The organism is Azospirillum oryzae (genome assembly GCF_900177515.1).
GTDB classification, from domain to species: domain Bacteria; phylum Pseudomonadota; class Alphaproteobacteria; order Azospirillales; family Azospirillaceae; genus Azospirillum; species Azospirillum oryzae_A.
Map to the genome: position 1 here is coordinate 1,772,705 of NZ_FXAK01000007.1, position 21,991 is coordinate 1,794,695.

General features: G+C 66.6%; 18 protein-coding genes. 8 read left to right on the forward strand and 10 right to left on the reverse strand.

Features of this window, described 5'->3' with window-relative positions; translation table 11 throughout:
* The first annotated feature begins 101 nt into the window (after window positions 1-101).
* Both B9N97_RS20840 and B9N97_RS20845 read left to right on the forward strand, forming a co-directional pair.
* The gene (locus B9N97_RS20840) at window positions 102-1,265 is read left to right on the forward strand and encodes an acyltransferase family protein (protein WP_085089650.1); all 1,164 of its coding nucleotides are present in this window, start codon (window positions 102-104) and stop codon (window positions 1,263-1,265) included.
* Window positions 1,266-1,589: 324 nt separating this feature from the next.
* Window positions 1,590-3,347, forward strand: a complete 1,758-nt coding sequence (locus tag B9N97_RS20845) for an EAL domain-containing protein (RefSeq protein WP_085089651.1) — start codon at window positions 1,590-1,592, stop codon at window positions 3,345-3,347.
* Between the two features lie 15 nt (window positions 3,348-3,362).
* Here B9N97_RS20845 and B9N97_RS20850 read toward each other — a convergent pair whose 3' ends face one another.
* The 4 genes from B9N97_RS20850 to fumC all read right to left on the reverse strand — a co-directional run bounded on the left by B9N97_RS20850 (window position 3,363) and on the right by fumC (window position 6,207).
* A complete protein-coding gene (locus B9N97_RS20850; RefSeq protein ID WP_085089652.1) occupies window positions 3,363-3,572 on the reverse strand; it encodes a hypothetical protein in 210 nt (69 codons plus the stop codon).
* Between the two features lie 135 nt (window positions 3,573-3,707).
* Entirely contained in the window at window positions 3,708-4,430 is a 723-nt protein-coding gene (locus B9N97_RS20855; RefSeq protein ID WP_085089653.1) for a DUF599 domain-containing protein, read from the reverse strand.
* Window positions 4,431-4,519: 89 nt separating this feature from the next.
* Window positions 4,520-4,726: a ribbon-helix-helix domain-containing protein gene (locus B9N97_RS20860; RefSeq protein ID WP_085089654.1), complete on the reverse strand. Its 207-nt coding sequence runs from the start codon at window positions 4,724-4,726 to the stop codon at window positions 4,520-4,522.
* 89 nt (window positions 4,727-4,815) lie between these two features.
* Complete coding sequence (gene fumC, locus B9N97_RS20865) at window positions 4,816-6,207, reverse strand: class II fumarate hydratase (RefSeq protein ID WP_085089655.1); 1,392 nt, start codon at window positions 6,205-6,207, stop codon at window positions 4,816-4,818.
* A 292-nt stretch (window positions 6,208-6,499) separates the two neighbouring features.
* Between fumC and B9N97_RS20870 the strand changes: the two genes are divergently transcribed.
* Entirely contained in the window at window positions 6,500-6,748 is a 249-nt protein-coding gene (locus B9N97_RS20870) for a hypothetical protein (protein WP_085089656.1), read from the forward strand.
* Window positions 6,749-7,108: 360 nt separating this feature from the next.
* Entirely contained in the window at window positions 7,109-7,324 is a 216-nt protein-coding gene (locus tag B9N97_RS20875; protein ID WP_085089657.1) for a hypothetical protein, read from the forward strand.
* 9 nt (window positions 7,325-7,333) lie between these two features.
* Here B9N97_RS20875 and B9N97_RS20880 read toward each other — a convergent pair whose 3' ends face one another.
* Window positions 7,334-7,831 carry a GNAT family N-acetyltransferase gene (locus tag B9N97_RS20880; protein ID WP_085089658.1) on the reverse strand — a complete coding sequence of 166 codons (498 nt, stop codon included), beginning with the start codon at window positions 7,829-7,831 and terminating at the stop codon, window positions 7,334-7,336.
* 93 nt (window positions 7,832-7,924) lie between these two features.
* A complete protein-coding gene (locus B9N97_RS20885) occupies window positions 7,925-8,992 on the reverse strand; it encodes a CgeB family protein (RefSeq protein ID WP_085089659.1) in 1,068 nt (355 codons plus the stop codon).
* A gap of 401 nt (window positions 8,993-9,393) precedes the next feature.
* Here B9N97_RS20885 and B9N97_RS20890 point away from each other — a divergent pair, with 401 nt between their 5' ends.
* Window positions 9,394-10,677, forward strand: coding sequence for a lytic murein transglycosylase (locus B9N97_RS20890; RefSeq protein ID WP_085089660.1), 1,284 nt, complete (start codon window positions 9,394-9,396; stop codon window positions 10,675-10,677).
* Window positions 10,678-10,822: 145 nt separating this feature from the next.
* Here B9N97_RS20890 and B9N97_RS20895 read toward each other — a convergent pair whose 3' ends face one another.
* Entirely contained in the window at window positions 10,823-11,377 is a 555-nt protein-coding gene (locus B9N97_RS20895) for a cation diffusion facilitator family transporter (protein ID WP_244560817.1), read from the reverse strand.
* A 363-nt stretch (window positions 11,378-11,740) separates the two neighbouring features.
* Between B9N97_RS20895 and B9N97_RS20900 the strand changes: the two genes are divergently transcribed.
* Window positions 11,741-12,793, forward strand: a complete 1,053-nt coding sequence (locus B9N97_RS20900) for a response regulator (RefSeq protein WP_085089662.1) — start codon at window positions 11,741-11,743, stop codon at window positions 12,791-12,793.
* Window positions 12,794-13,051: 258 nt separating this feature from the next.
* On the forward strand, window positions 13,052-16,555 hold the full coding sequence (locus B9N97_RS20905) for an indolepyruvate ferredoxin oxidoreductase family protein (protein ID WP_085089663.1): 3,504 nt from the start codon (window positions 13,052-13,054) through the stop codon (window positions 16,553-16,555).
* Window positions 16,556-16,652: 97 nt separating this feature from the next.
* Here the strand turns inward: B9N97_RS20905 and B9N97_RS20910 are convergent, their stop codons facing one another.
* From B9N97_RS20910 to B9N97_RS20920, 3 genes are all read right to left on the reverse strand, one after another.
* A complete protein-coding gene (locus B9N97_RS20910) occupies window positions 16,653-18,704 on the reverse strand; it encodes an ELWxxDGT repeat protein (protein WP_167393335.1) in 2,052 nt (683 codons plus the stop codon).
* 180 nt (window positions 18,705-18,884) lie between these two features.
* Complete coding sequence (locus B9N97_RS20915; protein WP_085089665.1) at window positions 18,885-19,097, reverse strand: hypothetical protein; 213 nt, start codon at window positions 19,095-19,097, stop codon at window positions 18,885-18,887.
* A 169-nt stretch (window positions 19,098-19,266) separates the two neighbouring features.
* Window positions 19,267-21,273, reverse strand: coding sequence for a PAS-domain containing protein (locus tag B9N97_RS20920; RefSeq protein WP_143266798.1), 2,007 nt, complete (start codon window positions 21,271-21,273; stop codon window positions 19,267-19,269).
* Window positions 21,274-21,518: 245 nt separating this feature from the next.
* Here B9N97_RS20920 and B9N97_RS20925 point away from each other — a divergent pair, with 245 nt between their 5' ends.
* Window positions 21,519-21,983 carry a hypothetical protein gene (locus tag B9N97_RS20925; RefSeq protein WP_085089666.1) on the forward strand — a complete coding sequence of 155 codons (465 nt, stop codon included), beginning with the start codon at window positions 21,519-21,521 and terminating at the stop codon, window positions 21,981-21,983.
* Window positions 21,984-21,991 lie beyond the last annotated feature (8 nt).

Here is a 21,991-nt window from a genome sequence, read left to right on the forward strand (position 1 = left end):
ATCCCGTATTCCTTATTTATCGAAGGAATATTCCGCCGCAGCCTCAGCATCGGCGATCGACATGACCTGACTGTATTGATACCCCGATTAGGAGAAGCCCAATGCGTTTCCCAGTGCTGGACGGCTGGCGCGGCTTATGCGCCTTATTCGTGGCTTTATTCCATTTCAGCGCTTTAGGAAACTTTTATACCAATCCATTTGTTCGAGGCAGTTATCTATTTGTCGACTTTTTCTTCGTTCTTAGTGGCTTCGTCATCACCCACGCCTATCTCGGGCGCCTGAACTCGCCCCCCGATGCCGGGATTTTCCTGGTCCGGCGGCTGGGCCGTGTCTGGCCCCTGCATGCGGCCACCCTGGTCGCCTTCATTCCGCTGGAAATCGTGAAGGCGCTGGCGATCCACGGCGAAGCCGCGGCCTTCACCGGCCGCTTCGCGCCGTCATCCATCCTCAGCAACCTCTTCCTGGTCCATTCGCTGGGCGTCGAGAGCGAGCTGACCTGGAACATGCCGAGCTGGTCGATCAGCGCGGAGGTCTTTGCCTACGTCACCTTTGCCCTGGTCTGTCTTTTTGCCCGCCGCACATGGCTGGTGACAGGAGCGGCCGTGGCGCTGTCGGCCACCGGCGCCTTCGTCGTCATGGGATGGTCGGACCATTACATCGACACCAGTTTCGACCTCGGCTATTTCCGCTGCCTGTACGGCTTCTTTGCCGGACACATCGTCTATCGGCTGTTCATGGCCGCCCGCGACGCCGGGCTGGCAAGGCTGCCGCTGGCGGGGCTGGTCGAGGCGGCCTGCCTGGCCGCGGTAATCGTGTTCGTGGCGGCGGCGCGGGGCAACGCCCTGTCCTTCGCCTCGCCGCTGCTGTTCGGTCTGGTGGTCTGGGTGTTCGCCTTCGAGGGAGGAGCCCTCTCGCGCCTGCTGGCGAAGGCACCCTTCCAATGGCTGGGCGCCCGCTCCTACTCCATCTACATGGTGCATGCGCTGGTCATCGCCCTGTATCAGAAGATAGCGGCCGTGATGCAGAAGCTGCTGGGCCAGCCGATGTTCGCCGAGACGGCGGTCGGCGGCGAAGAGACCCGGCTGATCTTCTTCGGTGGCACTTGGGCGATGGATGGGCTTGCGCTCTCCTATCTGGCGATGGTGGTCGCGGTGTCCGCGCTGACCTACCGCTTCGTCGAGATGCCGGGTCAGGCGAACTTCAATGCGGTGCTTCTGGGCCGGCACAAACCCACAGTCCAGCCGGCAACAGTGGAAGTCACCTGATCCGGCGCACCGGCCGGGACTCGGCAGCCCCTCGACATCCCGCTCTCTGGGACTGACGAGTCCCGACCGGTGCATTCGACATTGTTCATTGCGTTCCCGGAATGATCACTTCAAGTTTTCGGCAACGATAATTTCCGCGAAGACAGTCAGAAGGCGAGGCATCGCAGGGTCGTTGGCATTTGCGGAACAGATGTCACAAATTGTCGCGTTTTGTTAGGCCGAAGGTCATCGGCAACAGACTCTCTTCTAACCTATGGCGATATTGGTTACTCTCGGTCACATTCATCCTGAAACTCTCTAAACTTTGATGCAATTTGTAACCTCATGACGATGCCCTTGGCGCAGGACAGTGCGGGACGCCCCGCCGCGGTGATGGCTCCGATCGTCGGGCCGGTCGTGACGCCGGCAGCCGGTTCGGCGGCGCCGCGCCGTCCGTCGTCAAGCCGCGACCGCGACCGCTTCGTCGGGTTCGCCTTCGCCGCCGCCGATCTGCTGATCGAGACGGACGCCCAGGGCAACATCCTGTTTTCCGCCGGGGCGCGCTGCCGCCTGACCAAGGGCGAGGTCGGCGGGCTGGTCGGCACGAACCTGATGGAGGTGGTGGCCCCCGGCGATCGCAAATACGTCCATGTCCTGTTCGAACGCATCCGGGAAAAGGCGCGGATCAAGCCGTCGCGCGTTCTGTTCCAGGCCTTCGACGGGCAGCAGTTCCCAGCCCTGCTGGGCGGGTGCCGGCTCGATTCCTGTCCGGGGTCACTGTTCCTGACCGTGCTGCTGACCGCACCACCACGCCACGGCGCCGCCGCCGCAGCGCAGGGCGAGTTGCTGGACCAGACCGGCTTCGCCGGTATCCTGGAGGAGCGGATCCTCGCCGCCCGTGAGAAGGGGCTGGACCAGGGGCTGACCCTGCTGCTGGTCGAAGGGCTGCAGTCAATGGTGGAGGCCATGCCGGAAGGGGCCGCGGTGGAAGTGCGCGAGGGCATCGACGCCTATCTGCGCGGCATCTCCGCCGACGGCGACAGCGCCGGGCAATTGACCGGCGACCGCTATGGCATCGTCCATGCCGCGGACATCGACGGGAACGAGGTGCAGAGCCACATCGCCCAGATCATCGAGGCGGCGGGCGGCGCCCTGCCCGGCGGCATCCGCTCCTGGACGCTGGATATGGCCGACGACCGGCTGGACGCGGCCGATGCGGCCCGCGCGCTGGTCTATACTGTGCAGGCCTTCGCCTCGGCGCAAGGCGGGGAGTTCACCATCTCCAGCCTGGAGGATGGCGCCAACCGGCTGATGGCCGGCGCAGTGGAGCGGATCGGCCAGCTGCGCGCGACCATCGACAACCGCGACTTCATCGTCGTCTACCAGCCGATCGTCGACATCGGCACCGGCGCCGTCCACCATCTGGAGGCGCTGACCCGTGTCGACGGGATGAGTTCGCCGGCCGACTTCATCACCTTCGCCGAGGATGTCGGGCTGATCTACGACTTCGACCTGCTGCTGACCCGCACCGTGCTGGACACGCTGCAGGAGTTCCGCAAGGAGCCGAAGTTGCCGGATGTGGCGATCAACCTGTCGGCCAAGACGCTGATGAGCCCGATCTTCCTCAAGCAGTTCCAGTCGGTCGTCGCCCCCTATGGCGATCTGGCCGCGAAGCTGCTGATCGAGGTGACGGAAACCGTCGTCGTCACCGACATCGCCAAGCTGAACGAGGTGCTGCAGAAGCTGCGCGGATGCGGGTTCCGCATCTGCCTGGACGATGTCGGCGCCGGTTCGACCAGCTTCCAGTCGCTCTACGGCATCCAGGCCGATTACGCCAAGATCGACGGCAGTTTCGTCCGTGGCGCCGTCGGCAATCCGCGCGACATGGCCATGCTGCGGTCGATGGTCGACGTCTGCCGCCAGCTGGGGCTGGACCTGATCGGCGAGCAGGTGGAGGAGACCGTGCACGCCGACCTGCTGAGCGGGCTGGGGGTGTCGCTGGCCCAGGGTTTCCTGTTCAGCCGGCCGTCGCGAGACTTCGCCTATTTCGCCAAGGACTGGTCGAAGGTGCGCAGCGGCGGCAAGGTGCTGCTGAAGGGCTGAGCCGGAACCGCCGTATCAGCCCAGCGCCGGGGCGGCACCGAAGGCACCCATCCCCTCGATGCTGTGGACCTGCTCCAGCCGGTGGCGGGCGGCGTCCAGCAATTGCCGGTTATGGGCCAGCGCGTGTGAGCCCGCACAACCGTCGCGCAGGTGCATGCGACGCAGCAGCGCTTCGGCCTGATCCAGGGTTTCCATGATGCTCAGTGCGGTATCGGCGTCCATCATCGCCCTCTTATCCTCTGCGTCGCGCGGGAAGTTCGTCGCGCCGTCTTCTGATGCACCGACCTTAGACGCCGAAACTCGCCGTCAGGTAGAGGATATTTGGTCGCACGCGCGGAAAACTTGGTAGCTTTTTAAATGTTATTTCATCTTGGTTGAATCGTTTCTCTCCAGCCATTGGGTCTGCACGCGGATGACCTTCTCCGTGGCGGAAAATGCCTGACGGCGGGTAAGAACCAGAACGACACCACTGGAGGCCAGGATCAGGGGAATCGGTCCGATGACCCAGACCAGCGCCGCCAGCGCGAAGTAATAGGCGCGGATCCCGCCGTTCAGTGCGGTAATGGCCAGTGTCAGTGCCTCGCCGATGGTCCGGGCGATTTCCTTGCGGTCGTCCTGCGGCACCGGCGGCATCGGCGCCGAGCCGATCAGGGCACAGCAGTAATTGTACTGGCGCAGCGCCCAGGTGAACTTGAAGAAGCCGAAGGTGAAGATCACCACCATCAGCAGCATCTTGATCTCGAACAGCTGCGGCGAGGTCTGAACGGCGAAGGACAGGTTGGAGATGAACTGCTGCGCCCGCTCCGCCGCGCCGAAGGACCCGATCAGACCGGCCAGCACCAGCATGTTGGTGGAGGCGAAGAAGGTGCAGCTGTGCATGGTGTGGCCGAACAGCTGCGAATCGAGGATGCGGTTGTCGCGCTCCAGCATGCGCTCGATCCAGTAGCGGCGCACGATCCGCAGATGCTGGTTCAGCACGTTGCGGCCGGTCAGCAGATGGTCCTGGGTGATGGTGAAGCCGACCCAGGAGCCGACGAACCAGACGAAGGCGACGATATCGAGCGTGGTGAGGTCGGGCGGCATGGCGGCGGGGTCTCAGCGGGAGGCGGACGGCCAGCAAGCGTGTACGCCGGCAGCATCCGCCTGTCCATTGCGGCCATCCGCGGGAGCGATCACTCCCCGCGTCCCTGCACCGCCTTCAGCACGTAGACTCGGATGGCGCTGGAGAGATTGCCGCTGCGGCTCTGGTCGATCTCCTCGATCAGGGCGTTCACCGACAGACCGCGGGACTGCGCCACCGATTTCAGGGCGTCCCAGAACTCTTCCTCTAGGGAGACGCTGGTAGGATGGCCGGCGATCAGAACCGAACGCTTCTTCATGGTCACGCACGCATCGCAGTGGGGGATGGGGGTGGTCAGAGGAAGGCCGGAACGGCCGCGAACGACACACCCCCACCCTAACCCCAAGCTTAGCCTGGACCAACCATCCGTTCGGGTCGAACCCATTGATCGAATTGCTCATCCGTCAGGAGTCCGAGTTCCCGCCCGGCCTCCTTTAGACTTGTCCCTTCCTTGTGGGCCTTCTTGGCGATCTTCGCCGCATTGTCATAGCCGATGTGGGGGTTGAGCGCCGTCACCAGCATCAGACTGTCCGACACCAGCTTGGCGATGCGGTCACGGTTGGCCTCGATTCCCACCACGCAATTGTCGGTGAAGCTGTTCGCGGCGTCGGTCAGCAGGCGGATCGACTGCAGGACGTTGAAGGCGATCACCGGCTTGAACACGTTCAGTTCGAAATGGCCGGTGGCGCCGGCGATCGTCACCGTGGTGTGATTGCCCATCACCTGGGCGCAGACCATCGTCATCGCCTCCGACTGCGTCGGATTGACCTTGCCGGGCATGATGGAGGAGCCCGGCTCGTTTTCCGGCAGCGACAGCTCGCCGATGCCCGACCGCGGGCCGGAGCCCAAGAGGCGGATGTCGTTGGCGATCTTCATCAGCGACACCGCCAGCGTGTTCAGATGGCCATGCATGTCGACCAGCGAGTCATGGGTCGCCAGGGCCTCGAACTTGTTCTCCGCGGTGACGAAGGGAAGGCCGGTGAAGGCCGCCACCTCCTCCGCGAAGGCCTCGGCGAAGCCCGGCTTGGCGTTCAGGCCTGTGCCGACCGCCGTGCCGCCCTGCGCCAGCCGGTAGAGCTGCGGCAGCGCGCCCTTCACCCGCGCGATGCCGTAGGAGACCTGCGCGGCATAACCGGAGAACTCCTGCCCCAGCGTCAGCGGCGTCGCGTCCTGCAGATGGGTGCGGCCGATCTTGACGATGTCCCCAAAGGCGTCGGCCTTGGCGTCCAGCGCGCTGCGGAGATGCTCCAGCGCCGGGATCAGGCTGCGCACGATCTCGTCGGCGGCCGCGATGTGCATGGCGGTGGGGAAGCTGTCGTTCGACGACTGCCCCATGTTGACATGGTCGTTGGGGTGGATCGGCGTCTTCGACCCCATGCTGCCGCCCAGCTTCTCGATGGCGCGGTTGGCGATCACCTCATTGGCGTTCATGTTGGACTGGGTGCCGGAGCCGGTCTGCCAGACCACCAGCGGGAAATGGTCGGCCAGCCGGCCGTCGATCACCTCGTCGGCCGCCTCCATGATCGCGACGCCGAGCTTCGGGTCGAGCACGCCCAGCTTCAGGTTGGCGGCGGCGGATGCCCGCTTCTGGATGCCCAGCGCACGCACCAGCGGGGCCGGCATGCGCTCCCCGCCGATGCGGAAATTCTGGAGCGAGCGCTGGGTCTGCGCGCCCCAGTAACGGTCGGCCGGAACGTCTATGGGGCCGAAGCTGTCGGTTTCGGTGCGGACACCGCTCATGGTCGGACCTTTCCTGATCGCCGCTTTTGGTCACGGATGGGGCGGGTTGCAAATGCTCCCGCCCCGCCTGATCTTTGCGGTGAAGGTGCCGACGGCAAGGGGGCCTCTGGAGGGGCCGTTTGAGGCGGAACAAGCGGAAGCTTGGGCGACTCGGCAGGAATCCTCACTTCACCCCCGAATTTGTTCTTGTTGCGTTCGCGGTTCTTCCGTACCTTTTCCCAGTGACCGGTTGAATCGTCGTGAGGCCGGCGATCATCGGCAGCGATAGGGCGACAGTGACAGGGGGAACAGAATGGACGATCTGGCACACGACCATATCCGCGCCTTCATTGCCCGGACGCGCGTTTCGGAGATGAAAAGCCGCGGCTGGCGCGTTCTCGGCCCGGGAGAGGAAGGATCCGTCCTGATGGAAGGCCCGATGCTGGCCGGGCGGGCCGCGGTGATGGATGCGCCCATCGGCGGAATCTTCGACGATCTGGTCGCCCGCGCATTGGAACGCGCAGACGCCCGGGATCGCATGACGGCCCGCCGCGCCGCCTGACCCCGTGCAACCGCCGGCATTTCAAGGGGGCCGCGATCTCAAACGGGGTTGGAGGGACTGCACCCTTTGGTAGTCCCTCCCTCCAAATCCCTCAGGTGCTCTGAGCAACCTGACATAACGGTGCGTGTTGTCATAGTGCATGACACCCGCCGGGACATCCGACAGTGACCCATTGCAGCAGGGTATCGAGCGTCCCAAGAGACGTTCGGGGTAACTCCTCTTGGTAGTCATAGGCGACGCGACCATAGATCGGAAGTACCCCCGAAGATACCACCTGCCGCATAGTCCCGTTAGGAAGTCTTTAACTGGCCCGATGGCTCAATAAGGTCATCGGGAACGCTCAGGCCAAGGGAGATTTACATGATCAGCGCCGTCAACTCCAAGAAGATCAACGCCTCTTCCGCGGCCCATATCGCGCTTCTCGATCAGTTCATTCGACTGACCCAAGACACCATCGTCGAGCAGGACGACGCCTTCATTCGCGACAGCCTGGTCGATCTTCTGGCCAATCTGCGCACCGAGCGCGCCGACTATGCCGAGATCATCGGCGCGTCCGCGTTGAACCGCGCCGCCTGATCCCACGCCTTACGCCTCCTCGGCCGTCCCCTCGGCCGCGAGAGTGGCCAGCGCTTCGCCGGTCAGGCGGTAGGGAAGCCATTCCTTCATCTGGCGGAAGCCGATCCGGTCGTAGAATCCCCGCGCCGGGTTCCAATCCAGCACACTGAGGTCGACACGACGGTAGCCGCGCTCCACCGCGCGCTGCGCCACCGCGGCCAGCAGCTTGCGGCCGACGCCGTAGCGCCGCGCGTCGGGGGTGACGTAGAGATCCTCGACATACAGGCCGGGCCGCCCCTCCCAGGTCGAGAAGTTGCGGAAGGTCAGGGCGAAGCCGACCGGCGCGCCGTCCAGTTCGGCGATCAGCGCCTCGAACACCGGCTGCGGCCCCCAGCCGTCGCGGCGGAAATCCTCCTCGGTCGCCTTGACCGCGTCGGCCTCGCGCTCGAACTCCGCCAGTTCGCGGACGAAGCGCAGGATGGTGGTGCAATCCTCCTCGACGGCGGGGCGGATGGTGACGGTCGGCATCGGCGGCAGGCTCCCTGATTTGGCGCAAACGAAACGGGGAGCGGACCATAGCCCGCTCCCCGCTCCTGTGCATCCCTGTCGAACAGGATGCCGTCAGTCGTCGCCGCCACCCTTCAGGTCGAGGATGCCGCGCAGTTCCTGCACGCGGCGCTCGGCGCTGTGTTCGGCGAGCACCCGCTTGCGCGCACGGCGGCCGAGATCGGTCAGGTGGTTGCGCGGCAGCATCATCGCGGTGGTGACGTCGTCGGTCTGGGCGGCCACCAGAATCTCGCGGCCGGGCTCGAAGAAGCTGTCCAACCCCTCCCATTGGTCGGCGACGATGGCAGAGCCGCAGGCGGCGGCGAGGAACAGCCGGTCGGACGGACACCAGCCGATCCTGCGCTCGTCGTCGCGGGCCAGCGTCAGCGCCAGACTGGCCGAAGCCAGCACGTCGGCATGCTGCGCCGGGTCGAGGTCGGGGAAGGTCAGGATGTTGGAGGCCCGCGGCACGCCGTCCGGCAGATCGGCGCCGACCAGAACGAAGCGGCGGCGGGTCAGTCGCTGGGCCGGGTTGATGAAGAAGTTGTCCAGCCCCTCGCGGATGCCGTCCGGCCCGCCGACGATGCAGCAGAGGTCGCCCAGATACTCCCGCTTGAAGTCGCCGGGCTTGTCCGCCTCCGGCACGATCCAGGGATAGAGCGGGGCCACCGACTCCGCCCCGGCCTTGGCGCGGTAGCGGTCCAGCGCCGGCCCGCCGCAGGACGCGAGCACCATGTCGAAGCCGCCCAGCCCGTCGGCCGGCAGATGGGCCACGCTCTCCCCCGCTTCCAGCGCGGTCAGGCTGACCGCGGCTTCGGGATCGTAGAGCGCGCGGCGCGGCGCCTTGGAATTGCGGACGAGGTCGGCGGCAGCGCGGGCGTCGGGCCCCTGCGCCACCACCAGGGCCACGCCGGCATCGTCGGCCTGCGCCGCCGACTCCGCCGCGACATCGTCCCAGGCGTCGTAGGACAACACGTCGCCGCCGGGGATCGTCCAGGGCGTCGGCGCATCCGGGCCGCGGCGTTCGACCGCGACGACCCGATGGCCGCGGATCGCCAGCGCCTGGATCAGCGCACGCCAGCGCGATCTATGCCCGCCATCATGGCGATACCCGTTGGTCAAGCCGAAGATCACGATTTTCATGGCGACGGCACCCTTGGCGTTCCGTGACAGAAGGCGGCCTCTTCGTCGAAGCGGCACCCGATCGATGCGGTTTCCGGATCGAAGCGCCTCCAGATCAACGCGATTGAGGAAGGCGGTGTTCCGGATTTCGCTCCCGTCCCGGCGGCCTTGTCGGAAACCGCTCTTTCCAGGGTCGGCACCGGAGGGCGGAGACCCGCCGGGCGGGAGTTGGGATAGCAATGCGCTAAAATTTGATATGGACCGGTTGGCCTGACCTGCAAGCGCATAGGCGCCGCAATCGGGGGGTCAACCCCACCCCCGGCCCCACCCCAGGACCCGGCCATCTCCATTTGTCGGTTGAGCGGCACGGCCGGGCGCCTTAGGGTCACCCCCCGGTTTCCCCTCCGATCACGGTCGAGCGCATGCGAGTCCCGTTCCGTCATCCCGCCCGCCTCCTTCTCGTCACCCTGCTGATGGCCGGCTGCCAGAGCACCGGCGCGACCGCCCCGGTCGTCTCCGGCAGCGCAACCAACGGCGCTGCGGTCGCCACCATCCCGGCCCCGGCGGCAGCAGCGCAGCAGTCCGTCTCCTTCGCCGAATGGCTGGCGGCGCTGCGTGCCGAGGCGCTGAGCCAGGGCATCCGTCCGCAGACCTTCGACCGCGCCTTCCAGCGGGTGAAGCTGTCCGACCGCGTCGTGGAGCTGGATTCGGCACAGCCCGAGTTCACCCGGCAAGTGTGGCAGTATTTGGACAGCGCCGTGAATGAAAAGCGCGTCCAGGACGGCCGGCAGAAGCTGCAGGAGCATGCGGCGTTGCTTTCCCGCATTACCCGCCGCACCGGCGTGCCGGGGGAGATCCTGGTCGCCTTCTGGGGGGTGGAGTCGGACTTCGGCAAGTCCACCGGCAACTTCTCGGTCATCGACGCGCTGACGACGCTGGCCTTCGAGGGCCGCCGCGCCGCCTATTTCCGCTCGGAGCTTCTGGCGGCCCTGCGCATCCTCGATTCCGGCGACATCGCGCCGGAGCGGATGAGCGGCTCCTGGGCCGGGGCGATGGGCCAGACCCAGTTCATGCCGACCGTGTTCCTGCGCAACGCGGTGGACGAGGACGGCGACGGCCACCGCGACATCTGGGGCAGCATGCCCGACGTGCTGGCCTCCACCGCCAAGTTCGTGCTCGCCAACGGCTGGCGGCCGGGCGAGCCCTGGGGGCAGGAGGTGCGGCTGCCCGACGGCTTCCCCTACGATCAGGCGGAACTGGGTGTGACCAAGCCGATGTCGGAATGGCGCCGGCTGGGCGTGCGTCCGCTGGACGGCAGCGAACTGGACGGCGACGCTCCGGCCTCGGTGCTGGTGCTGGCCGGGCATCGCGGGCCGGCATTCCTGGTGCGCGACAATTTCCGCGCGATCATGCGCTACAACCCGTCGACCAGCTATTCGCTGGCCGTGGCATTGCTGGCCGACCGCATGACCGGCAAACCCGGCGTCCGCGGCAGCTGGCCGCGCGACGAACAGGCGCTGAGCCGCGACGAACGCATCGACCTGCAGCAGCGTCTGGCGGCGCTGGGCATGGAACCGGGCGCGGCGGATGGTATCGTCGGGGCGAACACGCGCAACGCGGTGCGGCGGTTCCAGGCGTCCATCGGGGAAATCCCGGACGGGTTCGCCACCAAGGGTCTGCTGGAGAGGCTGCGGCAGCGGTCTTAAGGAAGAGGTTTCGTAGCGGGCCCCCTCCCCATCCCTCCCCCGCTTTGCGGGAGAGGGGTAAAATGCTTGTCGGCGTAGTTTGATCGCGAAGCGGCGGAGTTCCCTCTCCCGCGTTAGCGGGGGAGGGTTAGGGTGGGGGCATCCACTACAGGTGCTTCACCCCTTCCCCCATCATCCCGCCGCGCAGCAGCCCCCAAGCCTCCGCCAGCAGCAGCACCGCGACGCCGGCGCCGACCAGTGCATCCGGTGCGCCGTCCAGCAGAAGCCAACTTGCCGCCAGCCCAACCAGTCCGGCGGCGAGCGGCAGAACGTCCTTGCGCGAGCACAGCCAGATCGCCCGCAGGGTCAGCGAGCCACGCCGATTGGCGAACAGCAGGGTCGCGCTCGCCACCGTCACGCCGATGGCGAACAGCAGGGTAAGGCTGGCGAGCGGCACGTCGGGGATCGCCATGCCGGCGATGCTGCGACCCGCCGTCACCACCAGCGCCACGGCGGCAACCGCCAGCGCCACCCCCTGCAGCATCGATAGCCGGACGCGCAACTCGGGCCGCCGCCCCATGCCCGCCAAGGTCACCGCATGACCCGCGGCGTGGTTCAGCACCAGCAGCGCCGCCACCCACAGCGACACCGCCTGCGTCGCATCGGCGGCGGTGAGCAGCAGAGCGCCGAGCAGCCCGTTCACCACCAACGCCATCCGCATCGTGTGCTTCAGGTCTTCCGGCCCGCCGGACGGACGAGATGATCCGCCACCACAGGATCCGCCACCGCAACCGCCATCCATCGCAACGCCCTTTCCCATAGGAGACCGGCGGGAATCATAGAAGTGCGGGGGCGGCGCGTCCACCATCATCAGGATTTCCTGATATGCACCGCATCCATGGCTGCGCATCGAAAGGGGTGGCGTCGCCGGTCGGCTACCCTTTCGAACGGCTGAGGGGATAACCCGGCCCACCCAACGGTGCAGCGGGCGTCTCATTGGTCGCTTACCCGTCCCCTTCCCATGAAAAAGAGCGGGGCGAGGCGGATATGGGGACAGACACAGCCGCATCATCGGAACCACTCCATGACGAAGCGACCCGCCTCCCCCGTCAAGATCCTGATTGTCGACGACAATCCGCTGTTGCAGCGGGCGTTGAAGGACATGCTGGGGCTTTGGGGTGTCGGCCAGATCACCGCGGTCGCCAATGGGCAGGAGGCCAAGGACGCCTTGCGGCGCGAGGTGTTCGACCTGATGGTGACCGACTGGGTAATGGAGCCGGTGGGCGGCGCGCAGTTGATCCAGTGGATCCGCCAGTCGCCGGGCAGCCTGCGGCCCAACATGCCGATCATCGTGCTGACCGCCAACGCCGACCTCGCCACCGTACGCAGCGCCTGGGATACCGGCGCCGATTCCGTGCTGGCAAAGCCGGTACCGGCCGCCACGCTGGCCCGGCGCATCGACGCGGTGCTGAACCGCCGCGACGGCACGCCGCGCACGGCCACCGGGGGGACAACGGGTGGTGCGGAACCCCGCAGCGAAAGCCGAACGGACTCTGCACGCCCGTCCGACCAGGGTGGGATCTCCCCCGCCGGCCTGTCCTCCCCCCGGCCTACGGCTCCGCGTCCGGTCGCCAGTGGCGCGGCGCAGCTGCCTCCTCCCATGCCGCCGGCAGCCGTTCCTGCATCGGTGACGCCGCCGGATCGCGGCGCCGCCACCATGCGCAGCGACGATCCGAAGCGGGTGCGGCTGCTGCTGGCGCTCGACAAGTTGGAAGCGGCCATCGACCGGCCCGACCCGATCGGCAGCCGGCTACGCCATTCGCTGTCCGATCTGCAGATCGCCGCCGCCGGCGATTCCGCCGCGTCCTCCATCGTCGCGTCGCTGTCCACCTGCGTCACCTGGGTGGAGCCGGATGTCGAGGGCTACATCGACGCCCTGCAGGCCCATGCCGCCGCCTTACGCTGGCTGGTGGGATCGGACGGCAGCACCCAGTCGATGGCGGTGGCGCTGTGCCTGATCCGCACGCTGCGCGCCAGCGTCCGCACGCTGGCCGCCCGCGGCCATACCGACTTCGGCGGTTGGCCCGAAGGCGGCAGCCCGACGCCTCCGGGCAAGTCCCCCCTCACCGGCCGCTGAGTCCGTCCCCATATCGCTTGGACAGGTTCTGGGCGAGAGGTGAGCGGAGCGGGAATTTCCGCAAGGCAGGGCATTCCATACGCTCCGTTACGGAAGACCGCCGGTTGCCGGCCGATCCTTGCTTTTTGCGATCCGGCCGGCCGCAGGCGTTGCGATATAAGACAGCCTTCATTACCTTTTTGCCCAGCGAACAAATCGACGCCCCAGCACTCCGGACCGGAGTTTGCCAGGCTGCCGACCGATGGGAGGGAATGAAGAATGGCGCTCGCAACTGTCTCACTCGAAGACAAGTACGCGCTGGAAGAGGGTCGCGTTTACCTCACCGGCACCCAGGCGCTGGTGCGCCTGCCGATGATGCAGCGCCAGCGCGATCTCGCCGCGGGGCTGAACACCGGCTGCTTCATTTCCGGCTATCGCGGCTCGCCGCTGGGCGGTTTCGACCAGAATCTGTGGAACGCCCGCAAGTTCCTAGAAAAGAACCACATCCAGTTCCAGCCCGGCGTGAATGAAGAGCTGGGCGCCACCGCCGTCTGGGGCAGCCAGCAGGTCGGCATGTTCAAGGGCGCCAAGTATGACGGCGTCTTCGCCATGTGGTACGGCAAGGGCCCCGGCGTCGACCGTTCCGGCGACGTGTTCAAGCATGCCAACGCGGCCGGCACCTCCAAGCATGGCGGCGTGCTGGTGCTGACCGGCGACGACCACAACTGCAAGTCCTCCACCTTCCCGCACCAGTCCGAACACGCCTACATGCACGCCATGATCCCGGTGCTGAACCCGTCGGGGGTGCAGGAGATCCTGGATTACGGCCTGATCGGCTGGCAGATGAGCCGCTATTCCGGCTGCTGGATCGCCATGAAGACGATCGCGGAGACGGTGGACACCTCGGCGTCGGTCTACATCGACCCGCATCGTGTGTCCCCGGTCATCCCCGCCGACTTCCCGATGCCGCCGGGCGGCCTGAACATCCGCTGGCCCGACCCGCCGCTGGAGCAGGAACACCGGCTGATGAAGCACAAGCTCTACGCCGCCCTGGCGTTCGCGCGTGCCAACAAGCTGGACAAGGTGGTGATGGAAAGCCCGCGTCCGCGCTTCGGCATCGTCACCACCGGCAAGAGCTATCTCGACGTCCGCCAAGCCTTCGACGAACTTGGCATCACCGAGGAGATGGCGGCCGACTGGGGCATCACCGTCTACAAGGTCGGCATGCCCTGGCCGCTGGAGCGTGACGGCGTCCGCCACTTCGCCGAGGGTCTGGAAGAGATCGTCGTGGTGGAGGAAAAGCGCGCGGTCATCGAGAACCAGCTGAAGGAACAGCTGTACAACTGGAACCCCGACGTCCGCCCGAAGGTGGTCGGCAAGTTCGACGAGCAGGGCGAGTGGATCCTGCCGAGCGCCGGCGAATTGACCCCGGCACAGATCGCCGTGGTGATCGGCCGCCGCCTGCAGCGCTTCATCGACAACGAGAATCTCGTCCGCCGTATCGCCTTCCTCGACGCGCAGGAAAAGCAGAAGGCCCATGTGGCGCGCGTGGTGCGCAAGCCGACCTTCTGCTCCGGCTGCCCGCACAACACCTCCACCGTCGTGCCGGAGGGCAGCCGCGCGCTGGGCGGCATCGGCTGCCATTACATGGCGACGTGGCTCGACCGCTCGACCGACACCTTCACCCAGATGGGCGGCGAGGGCGTGCCGTGGGTGGGTCAGGCCGCCTTCACCGACGAAAAGCACATCTTCGCCAACCTGGGCGACGGCACCTATTTCCATTCCGGCATCCTGGCGATCCGTCAGGCCATCGCCGCCAAGGTGAACATCACCTACAAGATCCTGTTCAACGACGCGGTCGCCATGACAGGCGGCCAGCCCTTCGACGGCACGCTGACGGTGCAGTCGATCGCCAACGTCCTACGGGCGGAAGGCGTTCAGCGGATCACCGTCGTCTCCGACGAGCCGGAGAAGTACGGCATCAACAGCGGCCTGCCGCAATACGCCAACGTCGAGCATCGCGACGACCTCGACCGTGTGCAGAAGGAAATGCGCGAGGTCCCCGGCGTCAGCGTCCTGATCTATGACCAGACCTGCGCCACCGAGAAGCGCCGCCGCCGCAAGCGCGGCAAGATGGTCGACCCGGCCAAGCGCGTCGTCATCAACGAACTGGTCTGCGAAGGCTGCGGCGACTGCTCCGCCAAGTCGTCCTGCGTGTCGGTGATCCCGCAGGAGACCGAGTTCGGCCGCAAGCGCCAGATCGACCAGTCCAGCTGCAACAAGGATTATTCCTGCACCAAGGGCTTCTGCCCCAGCTTCGTGACGGTGGAAGGCGGGCAGTTGCGCAAGCCGAAGCCGGCGGCCGCGAAGTCGGCCGACGCCACCGCCCTCCCTACCCCCGTCATTCCGGCCTTCGACAAGACCTGGAGCCTGTATGTCACCGGCGTCGGCGGCACCGGCGTCGTCACCATCGGCGCGCTGCTGGGCATGGCCGCCCACATCGAGGGCAAGGGCGTCGGCGTGCTCGACATGACCGGCCTCGCCCAGAAGGGCGGCGCGGTCACCAGCCACATCCGCATCGCCAACACGCCGGAGGACATCCACTCCGTCCGCATCGCCGCCGGCGGCGCCGACGCGGTGCTGGGCTGCGACCTGATCGTCGCGGCGGCGGGCGACGGCCTGTCGAAGATGACCGCCGGCCGCACCCGCGCCGTCATCAACACCCATGACAGCATCACCGCCGACTTCATCAAGAAGCCCGACATGGTGATCCCGGTGCGCGATCTGGTCGGCGACATCCGCAAGGCCTGCGGCGGCGACGCCAATGTCGACGCCTTCGACGCGACGAAGCTTGCCACCGCTCTCTTGGGCGATAGCATCTACGCCAACCCGTTCCTGATGGGCTATGCGTGGCAGAAGGGGCTGATCCCGCTGAGCGAGGAGTCGATCGTGAAGGCGATCGAGCTGAACGGCGTGTCGGTGAAGCTGAACCTCGACGCCTTCCAATGGGGCCGCCGCGCCGCCGTCGATCTGGCCGCGGTGGAAGCCGCCGCGAAGCTGCAGGAGCCGGTGCAGGCCGCGCAATCGCTGCTGCTCGACCAGCGCCGCCAGTCCGGCAGCCTGGAGGAGGTGATCGAGCGCCGCCACCGTTTCCTGGTCGATTACCAGGACGCCGCCTATGCCGCCCGCTTCCACGCGCTGATCGACTGGACCCGCCGGACGGAGCAGCAGAAGGTCCCCGGCTCCACCGCGCTGACCGAGGCGGTCGCCCGTGCCCACTTCAAGCTGATGGCCTACAAGGACGAGTATGAGGTGGCGCGCCTCTACACCGATAGCGGCTTCGTCGAGAATGTGCAGCGCATGTTCGAAGGCGACTGGAAGCTGACCTTCCACATGGCCCCGCCGGTGATGGGCGAGACCGAGGAGGACGGCGGCGAACCGAAGAAGAAGACCTTCGGCCCGTGGATGCTGCACGCCCTGCGCCTGCTGGCCAAGGGCAAGCGCCTGCGCGGCACCCGGCTGGACCCGTTCGGCCGCACCGCCGAGCGCCGGCAGGAGCGCCAGCTGATCGCCGACTATGAGGCGGTGGTGGGCGAGTTGCTGAACGGCCTGACCCGCGAGAAGCTGGCCCTGGCGGTGGAAATCGCCACCCTGCCGATGGAGATGCGCGGATACGGCCCGGTGAAGGCCCGCAACGTCGCGGCGGCGAAGGCGAAGGAAGCCAAGCTGCTGGAGACGTTCCGCGCCCCGGTCGCCGCCCCGCAGCCGCTGGCGGCGGAGTGAGGCGGTTCGGGTGGTTCAGTGAGGTGATGTGAAGCGACGGCGCCCTCCCCGATGATGCTGGGGAGGGCGCTTTTTTGCCGCAAGGTTCCGGAGACTTCTACATCGCCACCACGGTCGGCCCGCCCAAGGGCAGCCCGTAGGAGCCGGCAAGCCGGGTTACTTCGCCGCTGCCGGTGTCGAGGCGGAACATGGCATCGACCTGCGACTGGTCCTTGGCGCTGAAATAGAGGTCGCCGCCCACTGCACTGAGGTTGGTGACGGAGGACCAGCTGTCGTCACCGCCGGCATCGACGACCTTGCGGGTGTCCCAGCTGTGGCCGCCGCTCTGCCAAAGGGTGGTGGTGGTGCCGTCATCCGCGGCGAAATACATCGTGTCGCCGACGGCGGTGAGTTCGAACGGCCGGCTACTGTTTGGTCCGGGATTGAAGTCGCCAAGGAACCTCCCTTCCGAACCACTGTCGTCGGTCGCCATCACTTCGTAGCCGGTATGGCGGTCGTAATTGACGTAGTACATCGTATCGCCGGCGGCGGTGAATTGCTGAGGCCGGGCGTAGACGTCGGGGTAATTGTGCCGGACCTCCCGGGTTCCTGCCACCGTGCCGTCACTGGTCCAGAGATTGACGTCGTCGTTGAAGTAAAGCTGCTTGCCGACAGCCCCGATCTCAAGGTCGAGGCCGAACTGCGGCAGATCGGTCAGGTCGCCACGCAGCTTGGTCGTTCCCGCCTCCGTCCCGTCGGTCACCCACAGCTGAGTGAAGCCGTCAGTGCCGTCCCAGGCGGTCAGGTACAGGCGGTCGTCCGCCGCAGTCAGGTGCGACGGTTGGATGATCACCATCACCGGCGGGTCCTGATTCCCGGGCAGGAAGTCCTTGACCATCACCGTGCCGGCCGCCGTTCCGTCGGTCTTCCATAGCGCTACGCCATGCTCCGCATCTCGGGCGGAGAAATAGACGTTGTCGCCGAGTTGGGTGAAGGAGCCGGGGTTGGAGCTTGTCGCACCTGCATAGATGTCCTTCAGCAGATGGGTGCCGGCCGCCGTGCCGTCGCTCACCCACAGCTCGGTGCCGTGCACGCCGTCGTCCGCCTGGAACAGCACACGGTCGCCGAAGGCGGTCATCGCCAGCGGATTCGATCCGCCGCTGCCCGCCACGATGTCGGACACCATGCGGGTACCGGCCGTCGTACCATCACTCATCCACAGCTCGCGGCCATGGACGCCGTCATCGGCGGAGAAGAAGACCCGTCCGCCGGCGCTCACCGGCCCGATGATCTCCGAACCCGCGGGACCGGCGGCGATGTCGCGCAACAGAAAAGCCCTGGTGCCGTCGCTTCCCCACAGTTCGTCGCCATGCTGCTCATCGTGGGCAATGAACACCGCGGTCGCCCGTGCAGGCCCGTCGTTGCCGAGCAGGACGTTGTCGGCGGTCAGCATGTTGCGGGTGACCCCCATCAGCTTGACGCTGTCGGTCGGCCCGAAGGTCAGCACCAGCCCGTCGGGGTCCTGATGCGATCCGGCCAGCAGTTCCGCAAAGCCGCCGATGCCGTTCCAGCCGCGCAGGTCCAGCACGTCGCCGCCGTTTCCGACCTTAAAGTCGCCGACGCAGTCCCATCCGTCACCGGGATTGAGGATGAAGCGGTCGCGGCCGGTGCCGCCTTCCATATAGTCGTTGCCGCCATTGCCGGTGATTGTGTCGTCGCCCGCGCCGCCGAACAGCAGGTCGCGCGCGGCACCGCCCGCGATCCGCCGCCCGGCGGCACCGGCAAACAGTATATTGTCGGCTGTCAGCATGCCGGCGGTCACGCCCATCAGCTTGACCGAATCGGTCGCGCTGAACTCGAGGACGAGGCCGTCGCTGTCTTGGTGGGACGAAGCCAGGAGGTTGGAAAGGCCACCGATCGCCTTCCAGTTGCCGAGATCCAGCATGTCGCCGCCGCTTCCCGCCTGGAAATCGCCGATGCAGTCCCATCCCCCGCCGGGATTGAGGACGAAGCGGTCGCGGCCCGCCCCGCCCTCCATGTAGTCGTTGCCACCGTTGCCGATGATTGTGTCGTCACCTGCCCCGCCGAACAGCAGGTCGCGGCCGTTTCCTCCCGTCAGGTTCCGTCCAGACGGGAGAAAACCATTTTCTCTTGCAGACACCGCTCCCATGACCACGCCTTCCTTGTGGGTTGCTGAAGCATGGCCAATGTCCGATGATTGCCGGACCGGAGGTACTGCGCGTCCGGCAATCTCCAATTGCACCGTCCGCCGCATCCGGCCGGGAAGAAGCGCTCACGCGCTGAGTACCTCTCGCTTCCTTGCGGTTTGATCCTGCCCAGTCCGCGTGGATCAGGTCCGCTTGGATCCGGCGGTCATCTTCCAAATGGCGACGAAGAACAGCGCGGTGCCGAGAAGTGCGGCGTAGAGGATGATGCTCGGGTGGAAGATGAAGCCGATCGGCAGGATCAGCAGCATCAACGCCGCAGCCAACAGCCCGAGCAGGAAGATGCCGGGGTTGAAGTGCTCATAGATCGGGGCGTTCAGGTCGGTGTGGGTCGCCATGGCATGTGCTCCATTCCGGTGCCGCGATGCGCGGCTTTGATGGGGAGTATGAGCACAGGCTAATGGGTCGATGGTCGGGTGGCATTGCGAATTCGCAAGGGTTTGGCAGTTCTTGTTGATTTGCATTGACGGCACAGGTGGACATCTCCGCACGCCGCCAACGTCTGCCCTACCCCACCGGAAACCGCAGCACGAAGCGTGTTCCCTTCCCCTCGTCCTCCGCCAGCGCGATGCTGCCGCGCATGGTGCTGGTCATGATGTTGGCGCAGATGCTCAGGCCCAGGCCGCTGGCGCCCAGGCCGCGCTTGGTGGTGAAGAAGGGGTCGAAGATGCGGGAGCGGATGTCGGCGGGGATGCCCTTGCCGTCGTCGGCGTAATGCATCTCGATCCAGCCGGCCGGCTGCTCGCGGGCGGACAGCAGGATGCGGCCCGGCTCGCCCTCGTCATAGGCGTGGACCAGGGCGTTGATGATCAGGTTTGACAGCACCTGAGCGAAGGAACCGGGATAGCCATCGACGATCAGGCCGGTGGGGATGTCCAACTCCACCGTCACCCGCGTGCGGCGCAGACGGGGTCGCAAACTCAGCAGCACCTCGTCGACATAGTCGGCGAGGTCGAAGGCGCGGCGTTCGCCGCTGGCCTGGTCGGAGGCGACCTGCTTGAAGCTCTGGATCAGGCCGGTGGCGCGCTCAACGTTCGACAGGATCATCCGCGTCGATTCCCACGCGACGTCCAGGAATTCCTGGAAATCGCTGCGGCGGATGCGGTTCTCCTCGAACAGGCTGCGGATGCGGCCGACCTCCTCTGCCAAGTGAGAGATGGCGGTCAGGGTGACGCCGATGGGGGTGTTCACCTCATGCGCCACGCCGGCCACCAGCTGGGCCAGCGAAGACAGCTTCTCCGCCTGGATCAGGCTGGCCTGAGCGTCGCGCAACTCGGCCTCCGCCCGCTTCCTCGCGGTGATGTCGAGCGCCACGGTGACGATGTGGGTGACCTCGCCGTCATCGTCGGTCAGCGGCATCTTGGTGGTCAGCCAGTCCCGCATCGCGCCGTCGCCGTCGGGGGCGCGGTCCTCGTGGAAGGGAACGCCCTGGCCGCTGTCCACCACCAGCCGGTCGAGAGCGCTGGCGCGGTCGGTGGATGGGCCGGGCGGCGGGGCGGCGGCGGGGCCGTAGGTCTCGCGGTAGTAGCGGTTGGTCAGGCGCACCGTGCCGTCGCGGTCCTTCACGTCGATCAGGGCCGGGATGGCGTCGATCACCCCGGTCAGGATCTCGCGGCTCTGGCGCAGCGCCTCGTCGGCGATCAGGCGGTCGGTGATGTCGGTGAAGGTCCGCACCTGCCCGCCGTCCGGCAGCGGCACCACCCGCACCTCGATGAAACGACCGTCGCCCTGCGGCCGGGCATAGACGAACTCCCGCTCCGGCCGGCCGATGCGGTCCATCAGATAGACGGTCTTGGCCTCCAGATCGTCGCCGAAATCGGGGGCGCCGAAAGGCAGTCCGACCATGCCGCTGGCGATCTGGTGCCGCACCACGTCGGGCAGCGCCGGCGTGCCGCGCATCACCTCCTCCGACATGCCCAGTATGTCCAGCGCGTTGCTGTTCCAGGCGATGAAATGCAGGTCGCGGTCGAGCAGGACGATGCCCTGCCCCATGTTCTCCAGTGTCAGGCGCAGCAGGTGGCGCTGGGTCGCAAGCTCGTCCTCCGCCCTCCGCCGCTCTGTCACGTCGGAGTAGGTGCGGACGAAGCCGCCGCCGGAGGTGGGGCGGGTCCGCACCTCCAGCACCCGGCCGTTGGGGCGGCGGTGCTCGTACAGCGGCGGGTCGGCGCGGCGCGCCCGATCCAGATGGCGGGCCGCGATGGCATCGGGGTCGCCGGGGCCGTATTCGCCGCGGTGGGCGAGGTAATGAACCATGCGGGCATAATCGGCACCGGGCATATAGCCGCGCGGCACCTCGAACATCTCGTACAGCCGGCCGTTGATGACGCGCACCGTCAGGTCGGCATCGACCAGCATCACGCCCTGGTCCATCTGCTCCAGAGCCAGCACGGCGAGATCGTCGCCGGTTGCGGGCTTCGGCCCAGGCCCGTCACCCGAAGGGGAACGGGTCTCCAGGTATTCAGGATGCTGGGGAAGATCGGGAATCTGGGCCGGCAAGGTCTGCGCGCCATCCATCGGTTTGCTGGTCCGCTATCGATCGGGCTACTGTAACAGCCCCATTCCCTCCTGCCGAGTTCTCCTCTGCGCCATGGAGTCGCAATCCGGGGACATTTGTGAGGCATTTTAAGTATTTCGGAACCTTTGCCCCACTACCCTGTTTCGAATCGCAGGTGGTTTGTGCAAGATCGCCGGATGAGCGATACTGCTTGAGCGTTGCATCGCTTCCCGTCTCCCATTGGCAGTTCTGAGGTAACCGCCCCTTGTCCGGACTGGCCGCCCTTCCCGCACCGACCGGCGCGTCGCCCAACGCGGGCCTCGCGAAGCTGCGTCAGATGCTGGCGAGCGACGCCGCGGCGGTCCAGCCGATCCGCCGCATCCCAGGCGAGGAGGAACGCAAGCGCGGCAAGGACGGCACCGAGGCGACCGGCGACGCCCTGCAGGGCAGCGGGCGCGCCGATGCCGAATCGACGGCGACACGGGCGAAATCGTCGCGCGGCTCGGCCGGCGGCTTCACCATCGGTGGCGCGGCGGAGGATGCCGGCCCGGTCAATGGCGGGCCGGTGCCGCTGAACGCCCTGCCGAACGCCGGCTATGTCGCGCAGAGCATCCACCAGGAAGCCATGGGCAGCGGCCTGACCATCGAACCCTGGTCGGAAGCCATCGACGCCTACCGCCGCGCCGACGCCGGGGTGAACACGCCGCTGGTGACACAGATCGCGGTGTAAGCCTCCCC

Bases quoted from the DNA above. Each gene is read 5' to 3' on its own strand.
- B9N97_RS20840 (WP_085089650.1), top strand. From the start codon at position 102: ATGCGTTTCCCAGTGCTGGACGGCTGGCGCGGCTTATGCGCCTTATTC.
- B9N97_RS20845 (WP_085089651.1), top strand. From the start codon at position 1,590: ATGACGATGCCCTTGGCGCAGGACAGTGCGGGACGCCCCGCCGCGGTG.
- B9N97_RS20850 (WP_085089652.1), bottom strand. From the start codon at position 3,572: ATGATGGACGCCGATACCGCACTGAGCATCATGGAAACCCTGGATCAG.
- B9N97_RS20855 (WP_085089653.1), bottom strand. From the start codon at position 4,430: ATGCCGCCCGACCTCACCACGCTCGATATCGTCGCCTTCGTCTGGTTC.
- B9N97_RS20860 (WP_085089654.1), bottom strand. From the start codon at position 4,726: ATGAAGAAGCGTTCGGTTCTGATCGCCGGCCATCCTACCAGCGTCTCC.
- fumC (WP_085089655.1), bottom strand. From the start codon at position 6,207: ATGAGCGGTGTCCGCACCGAAACCGACAGCTTCGGCCCCATAGACGTT.
- B9N97_RS20870 (WP_085089656.1), top strand. From the start codon at position 6,500: ATGGACGATCTGGCACACGACCATATCCGCGCCTTCATTGCCCGGACG.
- B9N97_RS20875 (WP_085089657.1), top strand. From the start codon at position 7,109: ATGATCAGCGCCGTCAACTCCAAGAAGATCAACGCCTCTTCCGCGGCC.
- B9N97_RS20880 (WP_085089658.1), bottom strand. From the start codon at position 7,831: ATGCCGACCGTCACCATCCGCCCCGCCGTCGAGGAGGATTGCACCACC.
- B9N97_RS20885 (WP_085089659.1), bottom strand. From the start codon at position 8,992: ATGAAAATCGTGATCTTCGGCTTGACCAACGGGTATCGCCATGATGGC.
- B9N97_RS20890 (WP_085089660.1), top strand. From the start codon at position 9,394: ATGCGAGTCCCGTTCCGTCATCCCGCCCGCCTCCTTCTCGTCACCCTG.
- B9N97_RS20895 (WP_244560817.1), bottom strand. From the start codon at position 11,377: ATGCGGATGGCGTTGGTGGTGAACGGGCTGCTCGGCGCTCTGCTGCTC.
- B9N97_RS20900 (WP_085089662.1), top strand. From the start codon at position 11,741: ATGACGAAGCGACCCGCCTCCCCCGTCAAGATCCTGATTGTCGACGAC.
- B9N97_RS20905 (WP_085089663.1), top strand. From the start codon at position 13,052: ATGGCGCTCGCAACTGTCTCACTCGAAGACAAGTACGCGCTGGAAGAG.
- B9N97_RS20910 (WP_167393335.1), bottom strand. From the start codon at position 18,704: ATGGGAGCGGTGTCTGCAAGAGAAAATGGTTTTCTCCCGTCTGGACGG.
- B9N97_RS20915 (WP_085089665.1), bottom strand. From the start codon at position 19,097: ATGGCGACCCACACCGACCTGAACGCCCCGATCTATGAGCACTTCAAC.
- B9N97_RS20920 (WP_143266798.1), bottom strand. From the start codon at position 21,273: ATGGATGGCGCGCAGACCTTGCCGGCCCAGATTCCCGATCTTCCCCAG.